The sequence below is a fragment of the Rothia sp. 27098_8_29 genome, assembly GCF_041432785.1.
In the GTDB taxonomy this organism is placed as follows: Bacteria; Actinomycetota; Actinomycetes; order Actinomycetales; family Micrococcaceae; genus Rothia; species Rothia mucilaginosa.
The window spans coordinates 112,747-135,446 of sequence record NZ_JAPWAI010000004.1 but is presented as its reverse complement, the minus strand read 5'-3'; the positions used below and the strand labels follow the sequence as shown (position 1 = coordinate 135,446).

Sequence of the window (22,700 nt, the reverse complement as noted above, 5' to 3'; positions counted from 1 at the left end):
CACCACATGCGGCCAGGACGCGAGAAATCGGGGGAGGGGCCGGTGTAGTAAATACCGCCCTCGTTCGTGGGTGCAATGCAGCACTCAATACGGCGCATGGGGCCGCCAATTTCAAAGTGGCTACCCGCCAGGTTCTCCACGGCGGCGTCTGCGAGCTTCTGCATCCACGCCTTCAGCTCATCGGTGCCGTGTAGCTGACGTGCCGGATCTTCATCGAGCAGCTGCTTCGCACGCTCAATGCTTGCGCCAGGCTCAATCTCCTCGGCAACCTCACGCTGACGAGCGATAATGCTCTCCAGCTCCTTCACGCCCCAGGCGTAGGTTTCGTCCAGGTCAATGGTGGTACCCAGGAACGAACGGGAGTGCAGGCTGTACGCCTTACGGCCCACAGCGTCGCGGGAGGGAGCGACCGGCTGCAACTTCTCCACCAGGTAGCTGTTGAGGCGGCGGTAGCCTTCCTTTGCGGCCTCGGCACCTGCGGCAGCCTCATCCTTCAGCGAGGGGACAGCCTCGGCGACCTCAGCGGCAAGCTCGTCAAAGAAACCACCGGGAGCGTAGTACGCGGCGGTCTGCTCAATGACAATATCCACCTGACGGCGCGGGGCGACCTTGCCCTCTTCACGAGCTGCTTCAAGGGTCTGGATGTAGCCCTCCAGCGCCTCGGTCACGCGGTGCATACGACCAATAATGTGCTCCCAGTCCTGCTGGGTGTTGCGCTTCATCAGGTCGAAGACCGAGCGTACCTCCTGCGGGACGGAGGCAATATTGTTCATCTGCCAGCCACCAAAGCCAGCCTTGTGCTGCTTGCGGTACAGGCTCAGGCGCTCCTGCAGAGCATCCAGGGTGACCAGGTCAACGTCATCAATAGGCAGGACGTTATCGACCTTCTTCAAAGTCTTCTTTGCAAGGCGCGCGAAAGCCTTCTCGCCGGCGGGCGAGTAGTCGGGGTACAGGGTCTCTACGCCTTTGCGACCAAGCTCGGTTGCATGGACGGGGTTCAGGTCGAGGACCTTTTCAAAATATTCGTTAGCAATCTGATCGACGTCGGTCAGCGAGCGCTTCAATCGGTAGATGCTGGGAAGTTCCTGGTAAGTGCTCATGTTCATATCCTAACTCAGGGGTGTGCCTTCAACCACGATTTTCGGTGATTTAGCTCGCTTAAACCGGCAATATTACGGGCTGAGCGGCACCGAATGCGAGGAAAAAGGCTCACCTGTGGACAACTCACCGGGGCTCAGGTGCGAAAACGCCCCGGCTTTCTCCCTCCTGAACGTGCAGGAGAGGAAGACCGGGGCGCCACCCAGATGGGTTACAAGCTGCTAGCTGGCGACTTAGCTGGCGAAGTATTCGCCGTTGAGTTCCAGCAGGCCGTTCGTGCCCTCGACCACGCCGAGGCGGTGCGCAATGAGGCGGTCCTGCAGCTCATCGCCGGACACCAAATCCACCAGAATGTTCGGGTATTTGGTCGAGCAGCGGATGAACTCGTCGTACGCCTCATCGCTGAACGGTGCGTTCGTGATGAAGGTACCGAGCTGACCGCCGCGGGCGTGAATCGCCAGGAAGAACGCGGTAATATCCTGCGGCTGAACGCTCGCGGACAGCACGCCGTTAGCTGCCGGGCGCAGAGTACGCACGTAGAATGCGCGTTCTTTTTCTCCGGTGGCGGGGGTTGCCACGCCGTCCACGCCCTGAGCCTCCAGAGCCTCCACGGTGTAGCCGCGCATCAGGAACAGATCGAAACCAATACGGCGGAAACGTTCCTCGGACACCTGCGCCAGGGCGGGGGCCAGAGCCTCACGGCGGAAGACCTGACGGTAACGCTTCAGAGCCTCACGCACCTGGGCGGCAGCAACCTGCAGAGCGGCCGACGGCTCAGCAGTCGAAACAGCCGGAGCGGAAACAACCGGCTGGGCGGGGGCAGTAGCGATCGGTGCAGCAGCGACCGGTGCAACCGGAACCTCAACCGGCACCTGCGCGGAGGCCGCCACCGGCGAACCAGCCGGACGCGCCAGCAACGCCGGAGAAGCACCCGGCACCGGAGCCAACGGCTCACGCGAAGCACCCTCACGAGCCGCCAGGCGAGCCTGACGCTCCGCTGCGCGCGCCTCCTTTGCCGCCTGAAGAGCCTCCTCACGAGCCTGCAGCTCAGCCGCAATATCCTGAGGCAGCTTGTGCTTGAGCGACTGCGGCGGCAGCGGCGCCATGCGGGCGGTCACAGCCTCCGGAGCACCCTCCGGGAAGCGCTTCAGCAGTTCCTTGCCTGCCTCGCTCAGCTCATAACGCTCCGGGTTCTTACGGGAAGTACGACCGGTACCCTCACGCAGAGCATTCAGGTAGCGCTCGCCCTTCAGCACGTGCATCGCCACCGAATAGCGGTTACGCAGACGCGGGGTCAGCTTGTAACGGTGCGGAGCGACCTCACCCTGCAGATACGGGATGTCCAGGGCGAGCTTCAGCTCATCGTAAATGTCGTAGTAGGAGATGCGCGGGCTCTCCTCCACAAGCTTCAGAATCGGGTGAAGCAGCTGGTGCGGGTACGGCAGAGCGTCCACAGCGGCAGGATCCAGCAGCGCCGAAGCCACCAGCTTCTGAATGCTCGGCTCAGCCATCTGCGCCAGGGCAGGCGCAAGCGCGGAACCCAACGAGTAGACGGTCTCACGCTCGGACAGGTAATGGTGGGCAATCAGCACATCGTAGATGTAATCCTGCGCGTCAATCTGCGCAAAATAGGGGTTTGAGGACGCCTGCTGAATACGCTCATCGCGGTCAAAGACCTGCTCCAGACTCGGAAGGCTCAGCTCCACATCGGCACCGTGGTCGTTGAGGGTATTGAGCAGAAGAACGCCCATATGAGTCAGCAGAGCATCGGTTGCGGAAATATCCTCGGCGGTAATCGAGGTGCCCTCATCCTTCACCGACGCCAGCACGGAGCTCAGCTCGCTCGCCGGCACGCCGGTCTCCTCGTGGCGGGTCACCAGTTCCTTCGCCGAAGGCGACAGCGAGTACAGAGTCAGCGGAGAATCCGTGTGCTCGTGAATCGTCTTGGTGCGCAGGTAGCCCTCACGGGTCAGCAGGCTCAGCGCCTGAGCAATCACCGGCTCAACAATGCGCTGCTCCAGGTACGACAGGCCGTACCAGCCCTGCACAAAACCGCACTCGCGCAGCACCAGCTCACGAATCTTCACGGGAGCCGCCGCGGGATAGGCCGGGGTAACACTCAGGACGATGGGCAGAAGCTCACGCACCGTAATATGCGAGAGCAGAACCGGGTAGAACTGCTTCAGGTAGTAGAGGTACACGCCGCTGAGGAGGGGCAGGACCGGCAGAAGAGCCTGCGCCTGCTGTTCCTTCGGGGTACCCAAAAGTTCACGGCCAGCCTCGCTGAGGGTGTAGTGCAGGTTGCCCGGATGCAGCTGGCTGAGGGACACCTCAAGATAGTCAGCGTTGACCAGCGCCGCAATCAGCTTATTGAGCGCCTCACGGAAGAGAACATTGTCACCGACCGCAATGAAACGCTGAGTCATGTTGAAACCCAGGTCCACACCTACGGGAGTGTACATATCGGGGAAGAAAACCTTCTCGCCACGGTCCTGAGCGCGCTCAAAATGGCGGAGCAGAGAGAAAGCCGCCGCAACGCTGAGAGTGCGTGCTTCCTCGGGTAGGGCCTCCCACGAGGTTTCCTGCTGCAGAGAGTGCAATTCGGAATGGTCGATATGGAGCATTGTTTTATTCACAAAAGCCACGCCGGGCTCCTTATCTGGTGTTATTTATCGTGCGGGCATTCTTCATAAAGTGCAGTCATTCGAGCGGGAAAATATTCACACAATACTGGGCGACACCATCTTTATTTTTGGGTCGACACTTTGGTAACCCCTCGTGAAGAGAAGCAGGAAAGGCGGATTTCTCAGCCCGTTCCGCTCACGTACCGTCTTCAATGACGAACACTTCAGAAAAGAACGCTATAAATTAGGGTGAAGCGCTGATACCGTCACGGGTATATACACTTCGTGAAATAATGCGAAGAATATATAACGCATTACCCTCTCATTGTATCGGCTGGTTCAAGAAATAACCTAGATTTCTAAAACCAGCCGATATATGAAAAATATCCTCATGGAAAAGTGAAAATACATTTAGTGAAATAACGTGGGAATGTGCAAAGAGCAGAGACGTTCAGAGTGAAACGCTCACCCCAAAATACCCCCGGCTACTCCATGCCGCGGGCAAAATACTCCTCGTCAATGCGATAACCGCACTCGCCCTCACCATCAAGCACGCCCACACGGTGACGAATCATCAGCTCCACCAGCTGATGCTGATCAACCAGAGCAATATTGCGTGCCCCCGGCAAACCCTGCAAATACTCAGGCACCGGCTGCGCAAAAGCACCGCAAGTCACCAAAACACCCTGCAAACCGCCGTGCAGAAGCACCGCACCGGCAAGCTTCTGAATCTCGTTAGGAGTGACCTTCATGGTTCCGCAATAGTGCTTCACCTGAATATAAATCGGCGCGAAATCCAGACCGTCAGAGTAGCGGGCAATCACATCCACACCCTTATCGTCGGCACCGCCGGTTACCTCGGTACTAAAACCAAGAGCCGTAAAAATATCGGCAACAATCTGCTCAAAATATTCCGGAGTCACCGCGTGAATATGCTGAATTAAATCCTGCGTAAAGTGCTCAGCAAATTCCGCCTGAGCATGAATAACCGGTGAATCGCTGGCACGCAAAATAATATCCATAGGAGACTGACCCACGGGCCAGGTCTCGGCAGTACCCGCAGAATTCAACGCATGTGCAAGATGCTCCGCACCGGTTGCCTTATGGGCGGAGATGGTTTCCCCGGTATCGGTAGCAGGGAGGAACGGCTCCATACCGGTGATTGCATCACCATCAGAAGCACCAAAAATGAGATGATGCTCCGCCTCCGCAGTCGCCAGGAGTGCATTCGCCTGCTTCTTGAGCTTCTTCGTCGTCCTCGCCGTCAAACTCTGAGCGCACAGAGCCTGCACCTGCTTCACCACACGCGGCGGCACCGAACCGTGCAGATGCGGTGTGCAGGTCAGCTCGGCACCCAGAGGAGTGAGCAGGTACTTCCTCTTCTCCCACGGGGTTAGACGAGGCATTAACTGGGCATAACGAAGCGCCACCAAGATTTTCAAGGTGGTACGCACAGCCACCGCAAAATCGGTGGATTCAAGATCGGGTAGGTTCTTCTTCGACCCCAATGCCTTAGTCTGCTGCCGCAACTGCTCACTAACATAGGCGGCGGTGCGAGGCACAGTCTTCGACAAGCGCCGTAGCGTCGGCAACAGAAGCGCGATATAGACATCCGGTGGGGGCCTATGGTTTTTATTCAGCATCTTTGCCATGGTCCCTGCCAATTTATTAACACTAATGTGACGGTATATACATCGTAGCATCAGTACGTATCATCATGACTTTATCGTTTCTAATATGACAAAACCACAAGAATCAGCGCATTAGATGTTGAATAACGCAATATAAATCTTGAATTTGAAGCAAAACAATATATTCCCGCCACACCAACCGGCGTGACGGGAATATAAGAAGCAGAGTTGTCAGCTCGCGTTACCTGGGGCGAGCGCGCCTCCACGAACCGGGGCCCGGACGCAACGAAACACCCAGGCGCTGACCGCGGTTCAAGATGCGCGAAGCAGCACCCATCAGCGAGCTCTGCTCCTGCTTTGTGGCGTTCGCCTGCATCATCGCCACCACAGCGGTTAGGGCGGCAATCTCCTCCGGGGTGGGGGAGCCCTTCACTACCTTCAGCAGCGGCTCCTGCTCAGTGTCAGTATCTACCGAAGACTGAACGGAGTCCTTCGCGACGCTGGGTGCGGTAGCCGCGCGCGCAGAAGAACGTGCGGAGCTACGCTCAAGCTGCTCTGGGCTCTCAGCAGCCTCCGAACTGTCCTTCTTCTTGCCGAACGAGAAATAACTCAGCGGATTGTAGCCAGCCAAAGGCTCGCCTCCTTAGAAAACCTAAAATCCTGGGAATGCCCGCACCACAAATGGTGCGGGCACAACGGAAGCCTACAGCGGGATGTTGCCGTGCTTCTTTGCCGGGGTTGCCGCACGCTTATCGTGCAGGGCACGCAGCGAAGAAATGATGCGCACGCGAGTCTCGCTCGGGGCAATAACCTCGTCAATGTAACCCAGCTCAGCAGCCTGGTACGGGTTCAGCAGCTCTTCCTCATACTTGGCAATCAGCTCGGCGCGGCGAGCCTCAACGTCGCCGCCCTCAGCCGCCAGAGCAGCCAGCTCGCGACGGTACAGAATGTTCACCGCACCCTGAGCACCCATCACACCAATCTGTGCGGTGGGCCATGCCAGGTTAATATCGGCGCCCAGCTTCTTCGAACCCATCACAATGTATGCACCGCCGTATGCCTTACGGGTAATGACGGTAACCAGCGGAACGGTCGCCTCCGCGTAAGCGTAGAGCAGCTTAGCGCCGCGGCGAATAATGCCGTTGAACTCCTGATCAGTGCCGGGTAGGAAGCCGGGAACATCCACAAAAGTCAGAATCGGAATGTTGAACGCATCGCAATGGCGCACGAAACGGGCAGCCTTCTCGGATGCAGAAATGTCCAGGCAGCCGGCGAACTGCATCGGCTGGTTCGCCACAATACCGACCGTGCGGCCCTCAACGCGGGCGTAACCAATCATCACGTTCGGGGCGTACAGCGCCTGCATCTCGAGGAAGTGGCCGTCATCCACCACGGACTCAATGACCGCGCGCATGTCATAAGGCTGGTTTGCCGAATCCGGGATCAGGGTGTCCAGGTCCAGATCGTCTACCGTCACCACGGGCTCCTGGTCGTGCTCCAGGGGCAGGGGCTCAGCAAGGTTGTTCGAGGGCAGGAACTCCAGAAGCTCACGCACAAAATCGAACGCGTCTTCTTCATCCTCAGCCAGGTAGGTGCTGGTACCGGTCACCGAGTTGTGCTGACGCGCACCACCGAGGGTTTCCATGTCCACATCCTCGCCGGTCACGGTCTTAATGACATCCGGGCCGGTAATGAACATGTGCGAAGTCTTATCCACCATGATGATGTAGTCAGTCAGAGCGGGGGAGTACGCGGCACCGCCAGCGCAGGGGCCCATAATGACAGAAATCTGCGGAACCACACCGGAGGCGCGCACGTTCATACGGAAAATATCGGCAAACATCGCCAGGGAAGCCACGCCCTCCTGAATGCGGGCGCCACCACCATCATTAATGCCGATGACCGGGCAGCCGTTCTTCAGAGCGAACTTCTGCACCTTCACAATCTTCTCGCCGTTCACCTGCGAGAGGGAACCACCGTACACGGTGAAATCCTGAGAGTACACGGCAACCAGGCGACCATCCACGGTGCCGTAACCGGAGACCAAACCGTCACCCAGGGGCTTCTTCGCCTCCATGCCGAATGCGGTGGTGCGGTGGCGGGCGAGGGCATCAAACTCAACGAAAGAACCCTCGTCCAAAAGCATCTCGATGCGCTCGCGGGCGGTGTTCTTGCCGCGTGCGTGCTGCTTCTCGATAGCTGCCTCACCGCTGGGCGCGAAGCTGCGCTCTCGACGTGCATAAAAATCAGCGAGCTTGCCGGCGGTGGTGCTCAAATCAAATTCCTGCTGGAGGTTCTCGGACATTATTCCTCGTTCCTGCTCCACCCGATCGTCGGGAGCCAGTGGTTGCGGTGATGGTTGTTCAGAAGGCCCCGAAGAGCGCTCTTGAACAATGTGCATATCCCTCAACTATAGTGCGAACTAGGGCACATATGCCAGGTGAGAAGCCAGAATATCAACACTAGATACACTTTTATGCACTCAGTACCCAAGAAGGTGCATATAGTAAACGAAAAGTACGAAAGAGTGGCTCAAAAGAGCGCAGAAAACCCCCTCTCGCGCCGGCAATCCTTGTCGACGGAAAGGGGGTTTACGTTCAAGCTTTTCCAGCGTGAAGCGGTGCTCGACCTTAGATGGTGCCCAGAACCGGGTTCCACTCGGTCACGGTGTGAGACAGAACCGCGCCACCAACGTTCATCGGGTCGTTAGCCACGATTTTTTCGGCGGCCTCAGCGGAATCAACCTTTGCAATCAGCAGAGCGCCAGCGGGGGTCTCGCCGTCCAGCAGAGGACCGGAAACGATCAGGTTGCCCGCCTCAATCTGCGAACCAAGGTACTCGCGGTGAGCCGGACGGTACTTCGCCTGCTCCTCGGGAGCTGCGTAAACGTAAGTGATTGCGTAATAAGCCATAGCGGTCTTCTTTCGAGCAGGGCGGAGGAACCTCCGCAGCCGGTCGGTGCTTGATGCACCCTCACTGTCTAATGTACCGTCTCGGGTACCGGGTGGGCATCACCGGCGGCAAGAAATTGATATGGTGAGAAATCAACGTGACTCGGCAGAAACTGGCTGATTATGGCGGCGAGTTGATAGCGGGTCGGCGTATCGCAGAGCTGATTCAGATAGCGCAGAAAGGCACATGCCATGGAGAAGGATATGAGCACCCAGAGTGATCATTCGGTTTTGGATGCTCCCCGCATCCGCACCACCGCGCTGGACTCGGGATACTCCAGCGTGAACCTCTACGATCAGGTGGATTCCACCACCACCCGTGCCCGCGAACTGCTCATGGACGGCACCGACCCCGAACGAGAACAGCTCGGTGAACTCTCCATCTACGCCAGCCTCTACCAAAGTGCCGGACGCGGCCGCCTCGCCCGAGCCTGGACCGCACCTCCCGGGGCCTGCCTCGCCGCGAGTATCGTGGTGCGCCCGCATGCCTCCACCGACCCGCTCGCCCGAGAACTCCCCGAAGGCAGCTACCACTGGCTGACCCTCATCGCCGGGCTCAGCGTGGTCGATATTTGGCGCGGCTACGGCGTGGACGCCGCCCTCAAATGGCCCAACGACGTCATCGCGCAGGGAGCCAAAGGCTGCGGAATCCTCGCCCAGCTCGTCCCTGAAAGCGGCGCTACCGAGGGGCAGCGCAGCATCATCGTGGGCATCGGTCAGAATACGAATATGTCCGCCGAACAGCTGCCCGTACCCACCGCCACGAGCCTGAGCCTGTGCACCGGGCAGGTCATCGACTCATCCGAGGTCCTCACCCGACTGCTCGGCATCTTCGCTCGCCGCTACCGCGCCTTCGTGCGCGCCGGCGGCGACCCGGAACGCCCCGACCCGCTCACCCCTGATAGCCTCAGCCTGCTTGACCAGGCGCGCGCCGCCACCGCCACTCTCGGCGCCAGCGTGCGCATGAGTCTGCCCGACGGAAGCACCGTAGAAGGTGTTGCCGAAGACCTCGACGCGCAGGGGCGCATCCTCATCCGCCGCGAGGACGGAACCCTAGAGCCCTACGCGGTGGGCGATATTGAGCACCTTCGCCCCGCCAACGGTAGCTACGGAGATTTTCAGCAGGCACACTAGAAGCAGCCCCTAAAATTTCAGCCCGGCACGGCAACACCCCTCAACCCACACCACCTCAACCGGCGCCTCCAGCCGGAATACAACAACCAGCACAGCTAAGGACCACCATGCGTTTGCGCGGAAAACTCAACCCCGGTGAGCATGTCATCATTGCGACCCGACAGCACTACGGTGCCCTGCTGCCCACGCTTGCCTACCTGCTGGTTGCAATCGCCGCGTCAACCTTCGCCTCCACGGCACGGTCCTCACCGATTCTGTGGACTCTCGGCACAATCTGTGCGGTAGGTACCCTGCTCGGTGCCGTGCGCACCGCCTGGCGTTGGGCAACCACCTACTACCTGCTGACCACCCACCGGCTCGTGGTGCGCCGCGGCATCATGACCCGCAGCGGAGATGAGTCGCTCTACCTGGACTCCATGGGGGAGCGCTGGGCAAAACAACCCGGTCCGGGAGCCTGGCTGGGGTACGGGTCGGTGTACGTGGTGTGCCGCGGGGTGCACCACCGCCTGACCTACGTGCCCGATCCCAAGCGCTTTGAAAAAGAAATTAAAGCCGCCCGACGCGACTACTACGCCCTGCGCGCTCGCTATATTTAGGGCTTCATCGCCTCTGCAACCGAGTTGGGGAGGGAACCGTCGGAGTGGCTCAGAGCCTAAACTCGCCGCTAAATCTGCCGAAAAAATGCGGACTAGAGTATTCTTAAATGTGAATTACTCCACTAAACTATCCGGGGGTGCGGGCGCTTTTGTGACCCAAACACCACGGCGGAGGGGTATATTAACAAGGCGCTACACGGTGAGCATCATCGCAGTGAGGCAATGCGAAACCCGCAGAGCACAACGGTGTACCACGTAACCTAGCGCCACCACGGTGTAAACCAGACAGTATTTTCCGGCAGGGATGAAAGGAACGGCAGCGGCAATGAGCACGGCAGACCGCCATGAACCTGCGCACTCTCCGCAGGACACCGGCGCCACCATGGGCCCCGAAACCCAAATGCTCAACCTCAAAATCCTGCAGAATCTCGCGCAGAATAATATCTACCGCGACGAGGAATCCAAAGCAGGAATCCGAGCCCTCGAAAAGTCGCTCCTGGGACAGGGTCGCCGCTACACCCCCGTAGAAGCCGCAGAATGCGCCGGACTTCCCTTCGAAACCGCCCAGCGCATCTGGCACAACATGGGCTTCCCGACGATTCCCAACCACTCGCCCTACTTCACTGAAACAGACGTGCAGATGCTCGCCGACCTACAGAAGTTGGACGCAGAAGGCGACATCCGCATGGAATATGTGGCATCCCTCGTGCGCGCCGAAGGTCAACTGACCGACCGCACCGTCGCCTGGCAGATTGAGGCGCTCGTGCACAACATCATGGTCACCGAAAACCTCAGCGATAATGATGCCCGCCGCAAGCTTCTTAAAGACTTCCCACGCTACCTTGAGGTTCTCGAGCGTCTGGCGCTGTACGCATATCGCCGTCAGATGTACGCCGGAATCCTGCGCCTGGGATTGCGCGAAAACAACGTGACCACCTCCGGCCTCTCCCGCCTGCCCCTGGTGCGCGGCGTGGGATTCGTGGATCTGGTCTCCTACACCTCCCTGGTGCGTAACCTGGATGCAGCGGCACTTTCTCAGCTCATCAACCACTTTGAGCAGAGCTGCCTGGACGTTATCGCACCCCTGGGTGGCCGCATTATTAAGACCCTCGGTGACGAAGTTTTCTTCCTCACCGAAACTCCGGACGCTATCGCAGAGATTAGCCTGCGTCTGTCCGAAAAAATCGGTGCTGACCCGCAACTGCCGGACTCTCGCGTCGCCTTCATCTGGGGTGAGGTCCTGGCTAACCGCGGTGATGTGTACGGCTCCAGCGTGAACCTGGCTGCTCGCCTGGTTTCCCTGGCTGAACCGGGTACCGTGCTGACCGATAATGAGACAGCAAACACGCTCCGACAGGTGGGAAATCGCTACAATCTCACCTCTCAGGGAACGCGAAATGTTAGAAGCTTTGGTAACGTAGACCCCGTGGCGGTGACTCGTCGCGTGAACTACACAATGGAGATAGACCTCTCATGACTGAACTGAAACTACGTACCGGTGGTGCAACGCACCGCGGCGCACATCGAGAAAATAACGAAGATTCGATGGTCGTCGCCGGTTCCCTTTGCGTGGTCGCGGACGGCATGGGAGGCCACGAGGCGGGCGAGGTTGCTTCGCGCCTGTGCGTGCGTCAGCTCGCCTACTCGCCCTTCTTCACCATGCCCGGTGGCCGTAGCGAAGAGGAACAGCAGGCATATGCTGAGCGTCTCGCCGCTATTGACGAGGAAGACCCCACCAAGCGCCGCCGCCGCGCGAACACCCTGCTCAACAACGAAATTGTGGGCACCCTCAACCGTCTGCACGACATCATTGGCGAAACCAACGAGGAGATTAAGCAGGCGCTTTCCCGCTCCGGCGGTACGACTGTGACGGGTGCCTGGTTGACTCGCATTGGCGACCGTAACCTGTGGGTTATCTTCAACGTGGGTGACTCCCGCACCTACCGCCTGCTGCGTGAGGACGAAGGTATTCACCACTCCGCCATGGAGAAGCTGCCCGGTTCCGAGGGCTCCGCCTCGCTGGAGCAGGTCACTAGCGACCACTCCGAGGTGCAGTACCTGGTCGATGAAGGTCAGATTACCGCCCTGGAGGCGCTGACCCACCCGCGCCGCAACGTGATTACCCGTGCGCTGGGTACCGGTAACTACTGGGAGCCGGACTTCTGGGTTCTGCCCGCTCGTCCGGGTGACCGCCTGATGCTCTGCTCCGATGGTCTTTCCGGTGAGCTTTCGCACGAGTACATGGCGCGTGTGCTCACTTCGATTCGCCACCCGCAGGATGCCGCTGACGTTCTTCAGCATGAGGCGCTACGCTCGGGCGGCCGTGACAACATTACGGTGATTGTTGCCGACACTGTCGAAGCCTAAACTCGAAGCCTAAACGTTATACTCTGTGATTCACCCCCGCTCTCTTCGGGTACTCGTGCGAGTGCCTGGAGGAGGCGGGGGTGAACTGCATCCGCGTGAAAAACAGAGGAGCGCAATCTGGGAAGTAGCTACGGTACTCTTGCGCCAGTGTTTGCGCTGGCGGAACCTGAGCAATATGACGAGCGATAGGGGAGAGGCGGAGCAAAAACGCTAGACTGGACGGGTGACTGAGAACAACACCACCCAGCAGACTGTCCCCGCCGAGACTCGAGCAGAGAGCCCCGCAGAAAACTCCGTGGAGATTACCGAGGCCCTGCGTGCTGAGTACGCGGAACTGACCGATAAGATTCGTGCCGCCCGCCGCGCCTACTACAACGAGGATGCGCCCTTCCTCTCTGACGCCGAGTACGATAAGCTCTACCGCCGCCTCGAAATCATTGAGGCGGAGCACCCGCTCATCATCGCCAACGACTCGCCCACCCAGGAAGTCGGCGGCGAGGCCATCGAGGCCTTCGCCCCCGTCACCCACCTGCAACGCATGTACTCCCTCGAGGACGTCTTCTCCTTCGAAGAGCTGCGCGCCTGGCTGACCAAGACCGAAGAGAGCGCCCGGAACCTCACCGGTAGCGCACCGCAGTGGCTGACCGAGCTGAAGATCGACGGCCTGGCTGTGAACCTGCTCTACCGCAACGGCACCCTCGTACGCGCGGCAACCCGCGGCGACGGCATCACCGGCGAAGACGTCACCCACAACGTGCGCACCATTGCGAGCATCCCGCAGCAGCTGACCGGCGAAAACCACCCCGAAGAGATTGAAATCCGTGGCGAAGTGTTCATCTTCTCCGCCGATTTTGAGAAGCTCAACGAGTCCATGATTGCCGCCGGCAAGAACCCCTTCGCGAACCCGCGTAACGCCGCGGCAGGCTCGCTGCGCCAGAAGGACGCGGCGATTACCGCCTCGCGCCCGCTGAGCATGTACGTGCACGGCATCGGTTCGCGCACCGGCCTGGATATTGCTACCCAGTACGAGGCCTACGATCTGCTCGCTTCCTGGGGCCTGCCTGTGAGCCCCTACAGTGAAATTGCCGCCAACACCGAGGCGGTGTTCGACTTCATTAACAAGTACGGCGAGCAGCGCCACTCTCTGGTGCACGAGATTGACGGCATCGTCATTAAGGTCAACGACTTCGCGACCCAGGCTCAGCTGGGCTACACCTCCCGCGTGCCGCGCTGGGCGGTGGCGTACAAGTACCCGCCCGAAGAGGTACACACCAAGCTGCTGGACATCCGCGTGGATGTGGGACGCACCGGCCGCGTGACCCCCTACGGCGTCATGGAGCCCGTGTTCGTCTCTGGCTCGACCGTGGAACGCGCCACCCTGCACAACCAGGACGTGGTCAAAGCTAAGGGCGTGCTCATCGGAGACACCGTGGTGCTGCGCAAGGCAGGCGACGTGATCCCCGAGATCGTCGCCCCCGTGGTTGCCCTACGTGACGGCACCGAACGTGAGTTCGTCATGCCCACCGAATGTCCCTCCTGCGGTTCGCCCCTCGCCCCCGGTAAGGAAGGCGACGTGGACCTGCGCTGCACCAACCCGCGCTCCTGCCCGGCGCAGCTGACCGAGCGCGTGTATTATGCGGCAAGCCGCGGCGCCTTCGACATTGAGGCGCTCGGCTTCGAAGCAGCAAAGGCACTCACCAGCCCCGCAACCCCGCCCACCCCTCCGCTAACGACTGAGGCGCACCTGTTCAGCCTCAACATTGAGGACCTACGCGAGGTCACCATCGAGCGTGAGAAGAAGGTCAAGGGAGTGGGCACCGGAAAGATGGAGCGCGTGCCCTACTTCTACACCAAGCCGACCAAGGCACGCCCCGAGCCAAAGCCCACGAAGAATACGCTGAACCTCTTCGCCGAGCTGGAGAAGGCAAAACAGCAGCCGCTGTGGCGCGTGCTGGTTGCCCTTTCGATTCGCCACGTGGGCCCGACCGCTGCCCGCGCGCTCGCCGCGGAGTTCGGTTCGATGCAGGCGATCCGCGAGGCTGATCGTGAACGCCTTGCCGCTGTGGATGGTGTGGGCACCACGATTGCCGATTCGATTATTGAGTGGTTCGCCGAGGACTGGCACGCTGAGGTTGTGGACTCCTGGGCTGCCGCCGGTGTGCGCATGGAAGATACTCGTGACGAGTCCGTGGAACGCACCCTGGAGGGCTTGACCGTGGTCGTGACCGGCACGCTGAACGGTTACACCCGTGACGGCGCGAAGGAAGCCATTATTTCTCGAGGCGGTAAGGCATCCGCCTCGGTGTCTAAGAGGACCCACTTTGTGGTTGCTGGCGCGAACGCCGGCTCGAAGCTGGATAAGGCTCAGCAGCTGGGCCTGAAGGTACTGGATGAGGAGGGCTTCACCGCCCTGCTCGAGGGTGGCCCGGAGGCTGTTGAGGCTACCGCCGAGTAGACCCGGTAGTGGGGGCACCTGAATCTGACCCCTGCAATATATAGAGCATTCAGGCTCTGGAGTGCGTGCTTCAGGGTCTGAATGCCAATTTCTGGCATTTATAATTACCACAGCTTTTAAGGCGGAAGCGCCTTAAAACACTCCCAAAGCGAAGAAATATTTAAAAAATATTTACACGCTGTTCAAAACCCTTAAAGGTGGCGCCCATCAACCCCGAATCGGAAAACTCGGCGGGGGAGCGCATCCGAGTTAAACCCCTAGAAAACCCCGAAATTCCGGGGTGAAACCCTTAAGGCGCGCGGGGCTCAAGGTCTTAAATAATGTTTCCTGCACTTTTAACCTGGAAGAACCCTGGGAGAACCCGGGACGTTCGCTGTGAACTTGAAATCGGGTTGGAATCATAAAAAACCTCGGCTATCTTTGAGACCAGATGGATTCTCGCAAGAGAATCACCTGTGTGGTTTCAAGCTTGGAATGCTTGAAACGATGCCCGGTTCTACCGCACGTCCCCATCGAGGAAGTGCCACCCGGATTCCGCACATAAGTGCAGAATCGCTCACGGTGACATGAAATCGGTGGAGAGCCGCTCACATGGTAGAGCCAGAATATGAGTAACCTACTTCGTTATCAAAGGGTGAGCGGCGGCGCGCTAGAGTTCCGGGGACGGAACGAGCGGGGACGGCCCCAAGGAGCATTATGAAGAACACTTCCATTCGTCGTACCGCAGCAGCTCTCGCCATCGGTGGCGCTGTAGCAGCTACCATGTCGATGCCCGCTGCAAACGCAGTAGACGGTGCTACCTGGGACGCACTGGCACAGTGCGAGTCCGGTGGCAACTGGTCCATCAACACCGGTAACGGCTTCTACGGCGGTCTGCAGTTCACCCAGCAGTCCTGGAACGGCGTCGGCATGTCCGGCTCCCCCGCGACCGCTTCCCGTGCACAGCAGATCGAGGCTGGCGAGCGTCTGCTCGCTATCCAGGGCTGGGGCGCATGGCCCGCATGCTCCGCTAAGCTTGGCCTCTACGGCAAGACCGGCGCAGCTCCCACCTACACCGAGCCCACCACCACCGTGGCTGCACAGTCGCAGACCCAGCAGACCTACACCGCACCCGCGGCACAGGTTGCACCCGCAGCTCCTGCAGCTCAGGCTGCACCCGCAGCAGTTGAGGCACCTGCAGCAGCTCCCGCTGCACCGGTAGCACCCGCTGCACCCGCAGTTGAGGCACCCGCAGCTCCCGCGGCAGCACCGGCAGCTGAGGCACCCGCAGCACCCGTCGCAGCTCCCAAGGCTGCAGCAGGCACCTACACCGTGGTTCCCGGTGACTCCCTCTCGCTGATCGCTGCAAAGCTCGGCGTTGCAGGCGGCTACCAGGCAATCGCAGCTGCGAACACCGACATCATCTACAACGTTGACCTGATCTTCCCCGGCCAGGTTCTGACCATCCCCGCCTAAGGATTAACCCTCAAGCGTAACGTGGACACGTTGTAGCCCAACGCCCCGCACCTCACACGAGGAGCGGGGCGTTGAGCATTTAACCCGAAAACAGGGGAGGATAACACCGCCTGACCACGCAAACCAGCAGGTAAACCCTCCAACCCCCAATGAGACGGAAAACGCAACCTCCACTACACTAGAGAAGAGACAAGAAAACAAACTACGGGAGAACCATGTCTGCCATCACCTTTGAACAGGTAAAGCACCTGGCATCGCTGGCACTCATTGAGATGACCGATGAAGAACTCACCGCGATGGCGTCTGAGCTGGACGTCATCGTCGCATCCGTTGAGACCATGTCGCAGAAAGCAACTGCCGACATCCCCGCGACCAGCCACCCCATCCCCCTCGAGAACGTCTTCCGCGAAGACGTGCCCGTCACCACCCTCACCCAGGAAGAGGCGCTCTCCGGCGCCCCCGACGCACAGGACGGCAAGTTCCGCGTGCCGGCAATCCTCGACGAAGACTAAGAGGAGAACAACCAAGTGAACGAACTGATCCAGCTCACCGCCGCAGAAGCAGCAGAAAAGCTCGCATCCGGCGAAATCACCTCCGTCGAGCTCACCCAGGCACACCTGGACCGCATCGCAGCCACCGACGGCGCACCCCTGAGCGACAACCGAGCAGACGGCAAGAACGGCCTCAACGCCTTCCTGCACATCAACGCCGAAGAAGCACTCGCCACCGCAGCAGCAGTGGACGCAGACCGCGCAGCAGGCAAGGAACTGCCCCCGCTCGCAGGCGTACCCATCGCCGTCAAGGACCTCATCGTCACCAAGGGCCAGCCCACCACCGCAGCATCCCGCATGCTCGAAGGCTGGATGAGCCCCTACGACGGCACCGTCACCCGCAAGGTCCGCGAAGCACGCATGCCCATCCTCGGCAAGACCAACCTCGACGAATTCGCAATGGGCTCCTCCAACGAGCACTCCGCGTTCGGCGTAGTCCGCAACCCCTGGGCACTCGACCGCGCACCCGGCGGCTCCGGCGGCGGCTCCGCAGCAGCCGTCACCGCCTTCCAGGCACCCCTGGCGCTCGGCACCGATACCGGCGGCTCCATCCGCCAGCCCGCAGCACTGACCGGTAGCGTCGGCGTCAAGCCCACCTACGGCTCCGTCTCCCGTTACGGCGTCATCGCGATGGCGTCCTCCCTCGACCAGGTAGGCCCCGTCGCCCGCACCGTCCTGGACACCGCGCTGCTCCACGAAGCAATCGCAGGCCACGACCCGCTCGACGCAACCTCCCTGCCCGATGAGCCCGGCAACTTCGTTGAAGAAGCCAAGGCAGGCGCAGAAGCAGCCCGCAAGGGTGACCTCTCCGGCCTGCGCGTCGGCGTCATCAAGGAGCTCGGCGGCGGCGACGGCGAAGGCTTCGAAGCAGGCGTGCTCGCGCGCTTCCGCGAATCCGTCGAAGAGCTACGTGCCGCAGGCGCAGAGGTCGTTGAGGTCTCCCTGCCCTCCGTCACCGAGGCCATCAGCGCCTACTACATGATCATGTCCTCCGAGGTGTCCTCCAACCTGGCACGCTACGACGGCGTGCGCTACGGCCTGCGCGTCGTGCCCGAGGACGGCCCCGTCACCATCGAGCGAGTCATGGCCGCCACCCGCGCCGCCGGCTTCGGCCACGAGGTGAAGCGCCGTATCATCCTCGGCACCTACGCACTGTCCGCAGGTAACTACGACGCCTACTACGGCGCCGCACTGCGCGTGCGCACCCTCATCCAGCGCGACTACGCAGCAGCATTCGAAAAGTGCGATGTGCTCATCTCCCCGACCGCGCCCTCCACCGCGTTCAAGCTCGGCGAGAAGACCGAAGGCGACCCCATGGCAATGTACCTGGGCGACGTCGCAACCGTACCCGTCAACCTGGCAGGCGTCCCGGCGCTCTCCCTGCCCGGCGGCCTCTCCGAAGAGAACAACCTGCCCGTCGGCATCCAGTTCACCGCACCCGCACGCGAAGACGCACGCCTCTACCGCGTCGGCGCAGCACTGGAAGAACTGCTCACCGCAAAATGGGGCGCACCGCTCTACAAGAGCCTGCCCGACACCGAAACTCTGATCCGCGACTTTGACTTTGGGGGAACCAAGTAATGAGTGAAGAAGTCCTCAGCTTCGAAGAAGCCATCGAAAAGTACGACCCGGTCCTCGGCTTCGAGGTGCACGTCGAACTGAACACCAAAACCAAGATGTTCGACTCTGCACCCAACGAGTTCGGCGACGAACCCAACACCAACGTCACCCCCGTATCGCTCGGCCTGCCCGGCGCGCTGCCCATGGTGAACAAGACCGCTGTTGAGTCCGCCATCAAGCTCGGCCTGGCACTGGGCTGCGACATCGCAGACAAGTCCTACTTCGCCCGCAAGAACTACTTCTACCCGGACTCCCCGAAGAACTTCCAGACCTCCCAGGCTGGCGGCCCCATCGCGGAAAACGGCTCCCTGGACGTCGAGCTCGAAGACGGCACCATCTTCACCGTCGAAATTGAGCGCGCTCACATGGAAGAAGACGCAGGCAAGCTCACCCACGTCGGCGGCGCAGACGGCCGAATCCAGGGTGCAACCTCCTCCCTGGTCGACTACAACCGCGCAGGCGTGCCCCTGATTGAGATCGTCACCCGACCCATCGTCGGTGCCGGCGAGCGTGCACCCGAACTGGCACGCGCCTACGTTGCCGCAATCCGCGACATCGTCCGCTCCCTCGGTATCTCCGACGCCCGCATGGAACGCGGTAACGTCCGATGCGACGCCAACGTCTCCCTCATGCCCAAGGGCGCAGAGAAGTTCGGCACCCGCTCCGAAACCAAGAACGTGAACTCCCTCCGTTCCGTCGAGCGCGCCGTCCGCTACGAGATTCGCCGCCACGCAGCGATCCTCGAACGCGGCGAAAAGGTCACCCAGGAGACCCGCCACTGGCACGAAGACACCCGCGAAACCTCCTCGGGTCGCCCCAAGTCCGACGCTGACGACTACCGTTACTTCCCCGAACCGGACCTCGTACCGGTCGTCACCAACAGCGAATGGATTGAGCGTCTGCGCGCCGAACTGCCCGAACCCCCGGCAGAACGCCGCCGCCGCCTCAAGGGTGAGTGGGGCTACTCTGACGAAGAGTTCCGCGACGTAGTCAACGCTGGCGCACTCGACGTTATCGAAGAGACCGTCGCCGCAGGCGCAACCGCAGCAGCAGCCCGCAAGTGGTGGATGGGCGAAATCGCCCGCCGCGCAAAGCAGGCTGAAGTTGAGCTCACCGCCCTCGGCGTGGAGCCCGCAACCGTGGTTGCCCTCGAAGCGCTCATCTCCGAAGGCAAGATCAACGACAAGATCGCCCGCCAGGTGCTCGAGTTCGTCCTCGCCGGTGAAGGCACCCCCGCCGAAATCGTTGAGGCACGCGGCCTCGCCGTGGTCTCTGACGACGGCGCGCTCACCGCAGCCGTCCAGGAGGCACTGGCAGCAATGCCCGACGTTGCCGACAAGATTCGCGCCGGTAAGGTTCAGGCTGCTGGCGCTATCGTCGGTCAGGTCATGAAGGCTACCCGCGGTCAGGCTGACGCCGCCCGCGTGCGTGAGCTGATTCTGGCTGAGTGCGGCGTGGAAGGCTAAGCTTTTCCGCTGACCCGGCTCTAACGAAAGAGGCGTCGTCTCCCGAGGTGGGAGGCGGCGCCTCTTTCGCGTTTCCTTGTTCCGCTTGGATTGCGCCCGGAAAGCGGTATTCGTCCTCGTTCCTACAGGGAACCCGCCCTCGCTTCGCTTCGGGCACCCTGATGTCACTTTCGGACGATACCGCCTTTCCTCGCTGGGGTACTGTGCGGGTGCGGCCGCGTTTTCCGGATGCGCCCTCAGGGTGTCACACGGACGCTCTCCGATGCGGAGCGAGGAGAGGGCGGAGCGTCCGGGTGACGGGTGCCCCTGCGTAGGCGCGGAGGAAATATGCGGCGTCCCGCCCCTGCTTGGTGAGGGGAGGAACGAGGACGAACACCGGCCCTCATACTCAGAACGAAAACGAAGAACGCTCCGTCCGTATCACTCGATACAGACGGAGCGTTCTATTTAAGAGATGAGTTACTCAGCGACGCCGAGGTTAGTCAGCAGGAACGCGTAATCCCAGGCGATTTCACGCCAACGCGTATACCTGCCGGAACCACCACCGTGACCGCCCGACATGTCAATCTTCAGCAGCGGCACCGGCGACGACGGGTTAATCTGCTCACGCAGCGCCGCAACCCACTTCGCGGGCTCCACGTAGAGCACGCGGGTGTCGTGCAGGCTCGTTACTGCAGCAATCGCCGGGTAGCGGACCGGGCGGATATTCTCGTACGGGGTGTACGACTTCATGTAGGCGTACACTTCCGGGTCCTCAATCGGGTTGCCCCACTCTTCCCACTCCATTGCCGACAGCGGTAGCTCCGGGTCGAGGATGGTGGTCAGCGCATCCACGAACGGTACGGCAGCCAGGCAGGCGGCGTACTTTTCGGGGGCGAGGTTCACGACGGCGCCCATGAGCAGGCCGCCGGCGCTACCGCCGTAGCAGCCGATACGCGCCTCATCAGCCCACGGCTTAGCCGCAATGTAGCTGGTGACGTCCACGAAGTCGGTGAAGGTATTCTTCTTCGCGAGCTTCTTGCCGTTCTGGTACCAGGAGCGGCCCATCTCGCCGCCGCCGCGAATATGTGCGATGACGTAGATGACGCCGCGGTCCAGGATCGACAGCATCGGGATGGAGAACATCGGGTCCATGGACGACTCGTACGAGCCGTAACCGTACTGGATGACCGGGTGTGGCTTGCTCATGTCCAGGTCGGCGCGGTGAATCACCGAGATTGGGATGAGCGTGCCGTCCTCCGCCGGTGCCCAGTCGCGGTAGGCGCGGTAGTCCTCGCGGTTGTAGCCGCCGAGTACCGGGGTTTCACGGCGCAGCAGCAGGGTCTGCGACATGGGGAAGTAGTCGTAGACGCGGCGCGGCGTCAGGTACGAGGTGTAGGCGATGCGCAGCACGGGGGAGTAGTTCTCCGCACGCAGCACGGAGGCGGTGTACAGTTCCTCGTCGAAGCCGGCAGGCTCCATGAAGGTCACGCCGGCGGGGCGGCGGCGGCGCCACTGGATGGGCAGCTGCTCACGCGGTGCGAGGAAGATGCGGGTGGTGGTGTCCGCGCGGGCGGTGACGACCAGGTGCGTTGCGGTGAAGGTGAAGCCCTCCAGGCGTACGTGTTCGCTGTGGCGGATGACGGGTACCCAACGCTGCGCGTACTCTTCGAGGCTTTCACCTTCGCGCGGCATGTCTGCGAGGACCAGCTCGGAGTTCAGCGCATTGTAGTCGTGCTGAATCAGCAGGTGCTGTTCGCCGGCAATGTTGAGCGGCTCGGCGTAGTATTCGATGCCCGCGCTCTTGGGGATGAGCAGGGTCGGCTCGCCCTTGGGTTCGCGGGTGGGGATGAGGCGCACCTCCGTGTACTCGGAGTTGGAGCTGGTAATGACCACGGAGGAACGGTCGGAGCTCATGGCGGCGCCGAGCCACATGGTGTTGTCCGGTTCCTCATAGATCAGGTGGTCTTCGGTGCCCTGTCCGACGTCGTGCACGTAGACACGCCAGGGGCGCCACGACTCGTCGGGGACGAGGTAGATGAGCTGTTCGGCGTGGTTGATGAAGAAGGAGCCCGCCGCAATGTTGGGGATGGTGTCTTCGAGGAAGGCGCCGGTTTCCATGTTGAGGAAGCGCTGCTCGTAGCGTTCGTCGCCCTTTTCGTCCACGGAGATGCTCAGCAGCTTGCCGTTACGTGCGGGCTGGAAGCTGCCGAGGGAGAAGAACTCCATGTCCTTGGCGTATTCGTTGCAGTCGAGGATGACGACTTCACCCTCGAGTACTTCGCCGGGGGTGACGGTCGGCGGGGTGTAGCGCACCACCTCGTCGCCTTCGTGCAGGGCGGGGTAGCGGTAGAAGACGGGGTACTGACCGCCGGGCACCATGCGGCTGTAGTACCACCAGTCACCGATACGGTTCGGGACGGTCAGATCTGACAGCAGGGTGCGGCCCTTGATTTCGTTGAAGATGGATTCGCGGAGGGGCTGCTGGTCTGCGGTGACAGCTTCGGTGTATTCGGCTTCTGCCTTGAGGTAGTTGAGGACCTCTTCGCTTTCCTTGTCGCGGAGCCATTCGTAGTGGTCGATGAAGACGTCGCCGTGGTGTTCGCGGCGGTGCTCGACCTTCTTCGGTACGGGCGGGGTGAGGTTCTGTTCAGCCATGCTGCCACCTCTTTCATGAGTTATGGGTTTGTGAATGGTGTGTGCCGTCTGCGCCCGCGTTCCTGTGCCGCCGGGTGGCGGTGAGAGTGCGCGGGGGACTGTGGGCACGCCTAGT

General features: G+C 60.9%; 16 protein-coding genes. 9 read left to right on the top strand and 7 right to left on the bottom strand.

Annotation, left to right across the window (positions count from 1 at the left end; genetic code table 11):
* The 6 genes from O3649_RS07210 to O3649_RS07185 form a co-directional block, all read right to left on the bottom strand.
* A partial coding sequence (locus tag O3649_RS07210; protein ID WP_371573518.1) for a DUF885 domain-containing protein occupies positions 1 to 1,100 on the bottom strand: 1,100 nt, incomplete at its 3' end.
* 231 nt (positions 1,101 to 1,331) lie between these two features.
* Positions 1,332 to 3,743: a restriction endonuclease gene (locus O3649_RS07205; RefSeq protein ID WP_294633600.1), complete on the bottom strand. Its 2,412-nt coding sequence runs from the start codon at positions 3,741 to 3,743 to the stop codon at positions 1,332 to 1,334.
* A 464-nt stretch (positions 3,744 to 4,207) separates the two neighbouring features.
* Positions 4,208 to 5,296: a restriction endonuclease gene (locus tag O3649_RS07200; RefSeq protein ID WP_294633602.1), complete on the bottom strand. Its 1,089-nt coding sequence runs from the start codon at positions 5,294 to 5,296 to the stop codon at positions 4,208 to 4,210.
* A 298-nt stretch (positions 5,297 to 5,594) separates the two neighbouring features.
* Positions 5,595 to 5,984, bottom strand: a complete 390-nt coding sequence (locus O3649_RS07195; protein WP_371573516.1) for an acyl-CoA carboxylase subunit epsilon — start codon at positions 5,982 to 5,984, stop codon at positions 5,595 to 5,597.
* 72 nt (positions 5,985 to 6,056) lie between these two features.
* A complete protein-coding gene (locus O3649_RS07190) occupies positions 6,057 to 7,658 on the bottom strand; it encodes an acyl-CoA carboxylase subunit beta (RefSeq protein WP_005507002.1) in 1,602 nt (533 codons plus the stop codon).
* A 325-nt stretch (positions 7,659 to 7,983) separates the two neighbouring features.
* Complete coding sequence (locus O3649_RS07185; RefSeq protein WP_005507003.1) at positions 7,984 to 8,265, bottom strand: YciI family protein; 282 nt, start codon at positions 8,263 to 8,265, stop codon at positions 7,984 to 7,986.
* Between the two features lie 243 nt (positions 8,266 to 8,508).
* Between O3649_RS07185 and O3649_RS07180 the strand changes: the two genes are divergently transcribed.
* The 9 genes from O3649_RS07180 to gatB all read left to right on the top strand — a co-directional run bounded on the left by O3649_RS07180 (position 8,509) and on the right by gatB (position 19,948).
* Positions 8,509 to 9,438 carry a biotin--[acetyl-CoA-carboxylase] ligase gene (locus O3649_RS07180; RefSeq protein WP_294633606.1) on the top strand — a complete coding sequence of 310 codons (930 nt, stop codon included), beginning with the start codon at positions 8,509 to 8,511 and terminating at the stop codon, positions 9,436 to 9,438.
* A gap of 107 nt (positions 9,439 to 9,545) precedes the next feature.
* A complete protein-coding gene (locus O3649_RS07175; RefSeq protein ID WP_005508853.1) occupies positions 9,546 to 10,034 on the top strand; it encodes a hypothetical protein in 489 nt (162 codons plus the stop codon).
* A 325-nt stretch (positions 10,035 to 10,359) separates the two neighbouring features.
* Positions 10,360 to 11,511 (top strand): adenylate/guanylate cyclase domain-containing protein, encoded by a 1,152-nt coding sequence (locus O3649_RS07170; protein ID WP_005508852.1) that lies wholly within the window; start codon positions 10,360 to 10,362, stop codon positions 11,509 to 11,511.
* On the top strand, positions 11,508 to 12,401 hold the full coding sequence (locus tag O3649_RS07165; RefSeq protein WP_070819074.1) for a PP2C family serine/threonine-protein phosphatase: 894 nt from the start codon (positions 11,508 to 11,510) through the stop codon (positions 12,399 to 12,401). Before O3649_RS07170 ends, O3649_RS07165 begins: the two co-directional genes overlap by 4 nt.
* 223 nt (positions 12,402 to 12,624) lie before the next feature.
* Entirely contained in the window at positions 12,625 to 14,856 is a 2,232-nt protein-coding gene (gene ligA / locus O3649_RS07160) for an NAD-dependent DNA ligase LigA (protein WP_371573512.1), read from the top strand.
* A 696-nt stretch (positions 14,857 to 15,552) separates the two neighbouring features.
* Entirely contained in the window at positions 15,553 to 16,311 is a 759-nt protein-coding gene (locus tag O3649_RS07155; protein ID WP_371573510.1) for a transglycosylase family protein, read from the top strand.
* 215 nt (positions 16,312 to 16,526) lie between these two features.
* The gene (gatC, locus tag O3649_RS07150) at positions 16,527 to 16,823 is read left to right on the top strand and encodes an Asp-tRNA(Asn)/Glu-tRNA(Gln) amidotransferase subunit GatC (protein WP_005507016.1); all 297 of its coding nucleotides are present in this window, start codon (positions 16,527 to 16,529) and stop codon (positions 16,821 to 16,823) included.
* 15 nt (positions 16,824 to 16,838) lie between these two features.
* Positions 16,839 to 18,443, top strand: coding sequence for an Asp-tRNA(Asn)/Glu-tRNA(Gln) amidotransferase subunit GatA (gatA, locus tag O3649_RS07145; protein ID WP_371573508.1), 1,605 nt, complete (start codon positions 16,839 to 16,841; stop codon positions 18,441 to 18,443).
* Positions 18,443 to 19,948: an Asp-tRNA(Asn)/Glu-tRNA(Gln) amidotransferase subunit GatB gene (gene gatB / locus O3649_RS07140; protein ID WP_005507019.1), complete on the top strand. Its 1,506-nt coding sequence runs from the start codon at positions 18,443 to 18,445 to the stop codon at positions 19,946 to 19,948. Before gatA ends, gatB begins: the two co-directional genes overlap by 1 nt.
* 459 nt (positions 19,949 to 20,407) lie before the next feature.
* Here gatB and O3649_RS07135 read toward each other — a convergent pair whose 3' ends face one another.
* The gene (locus O3649_RS07135; protein WP_371573506.1) at positions 20,408 to 22,585 is read right to left on the bottom strand and encodes a S9 family peptidase; all 2,178 of its coding nucleotides are present in this window, start codon (positions 22,583 to 22,585) and stop codon (positions 20,408 to 20,410) included.
* Positions 22,586 to 22,700 lie beyond the last annotated feature (115 nt).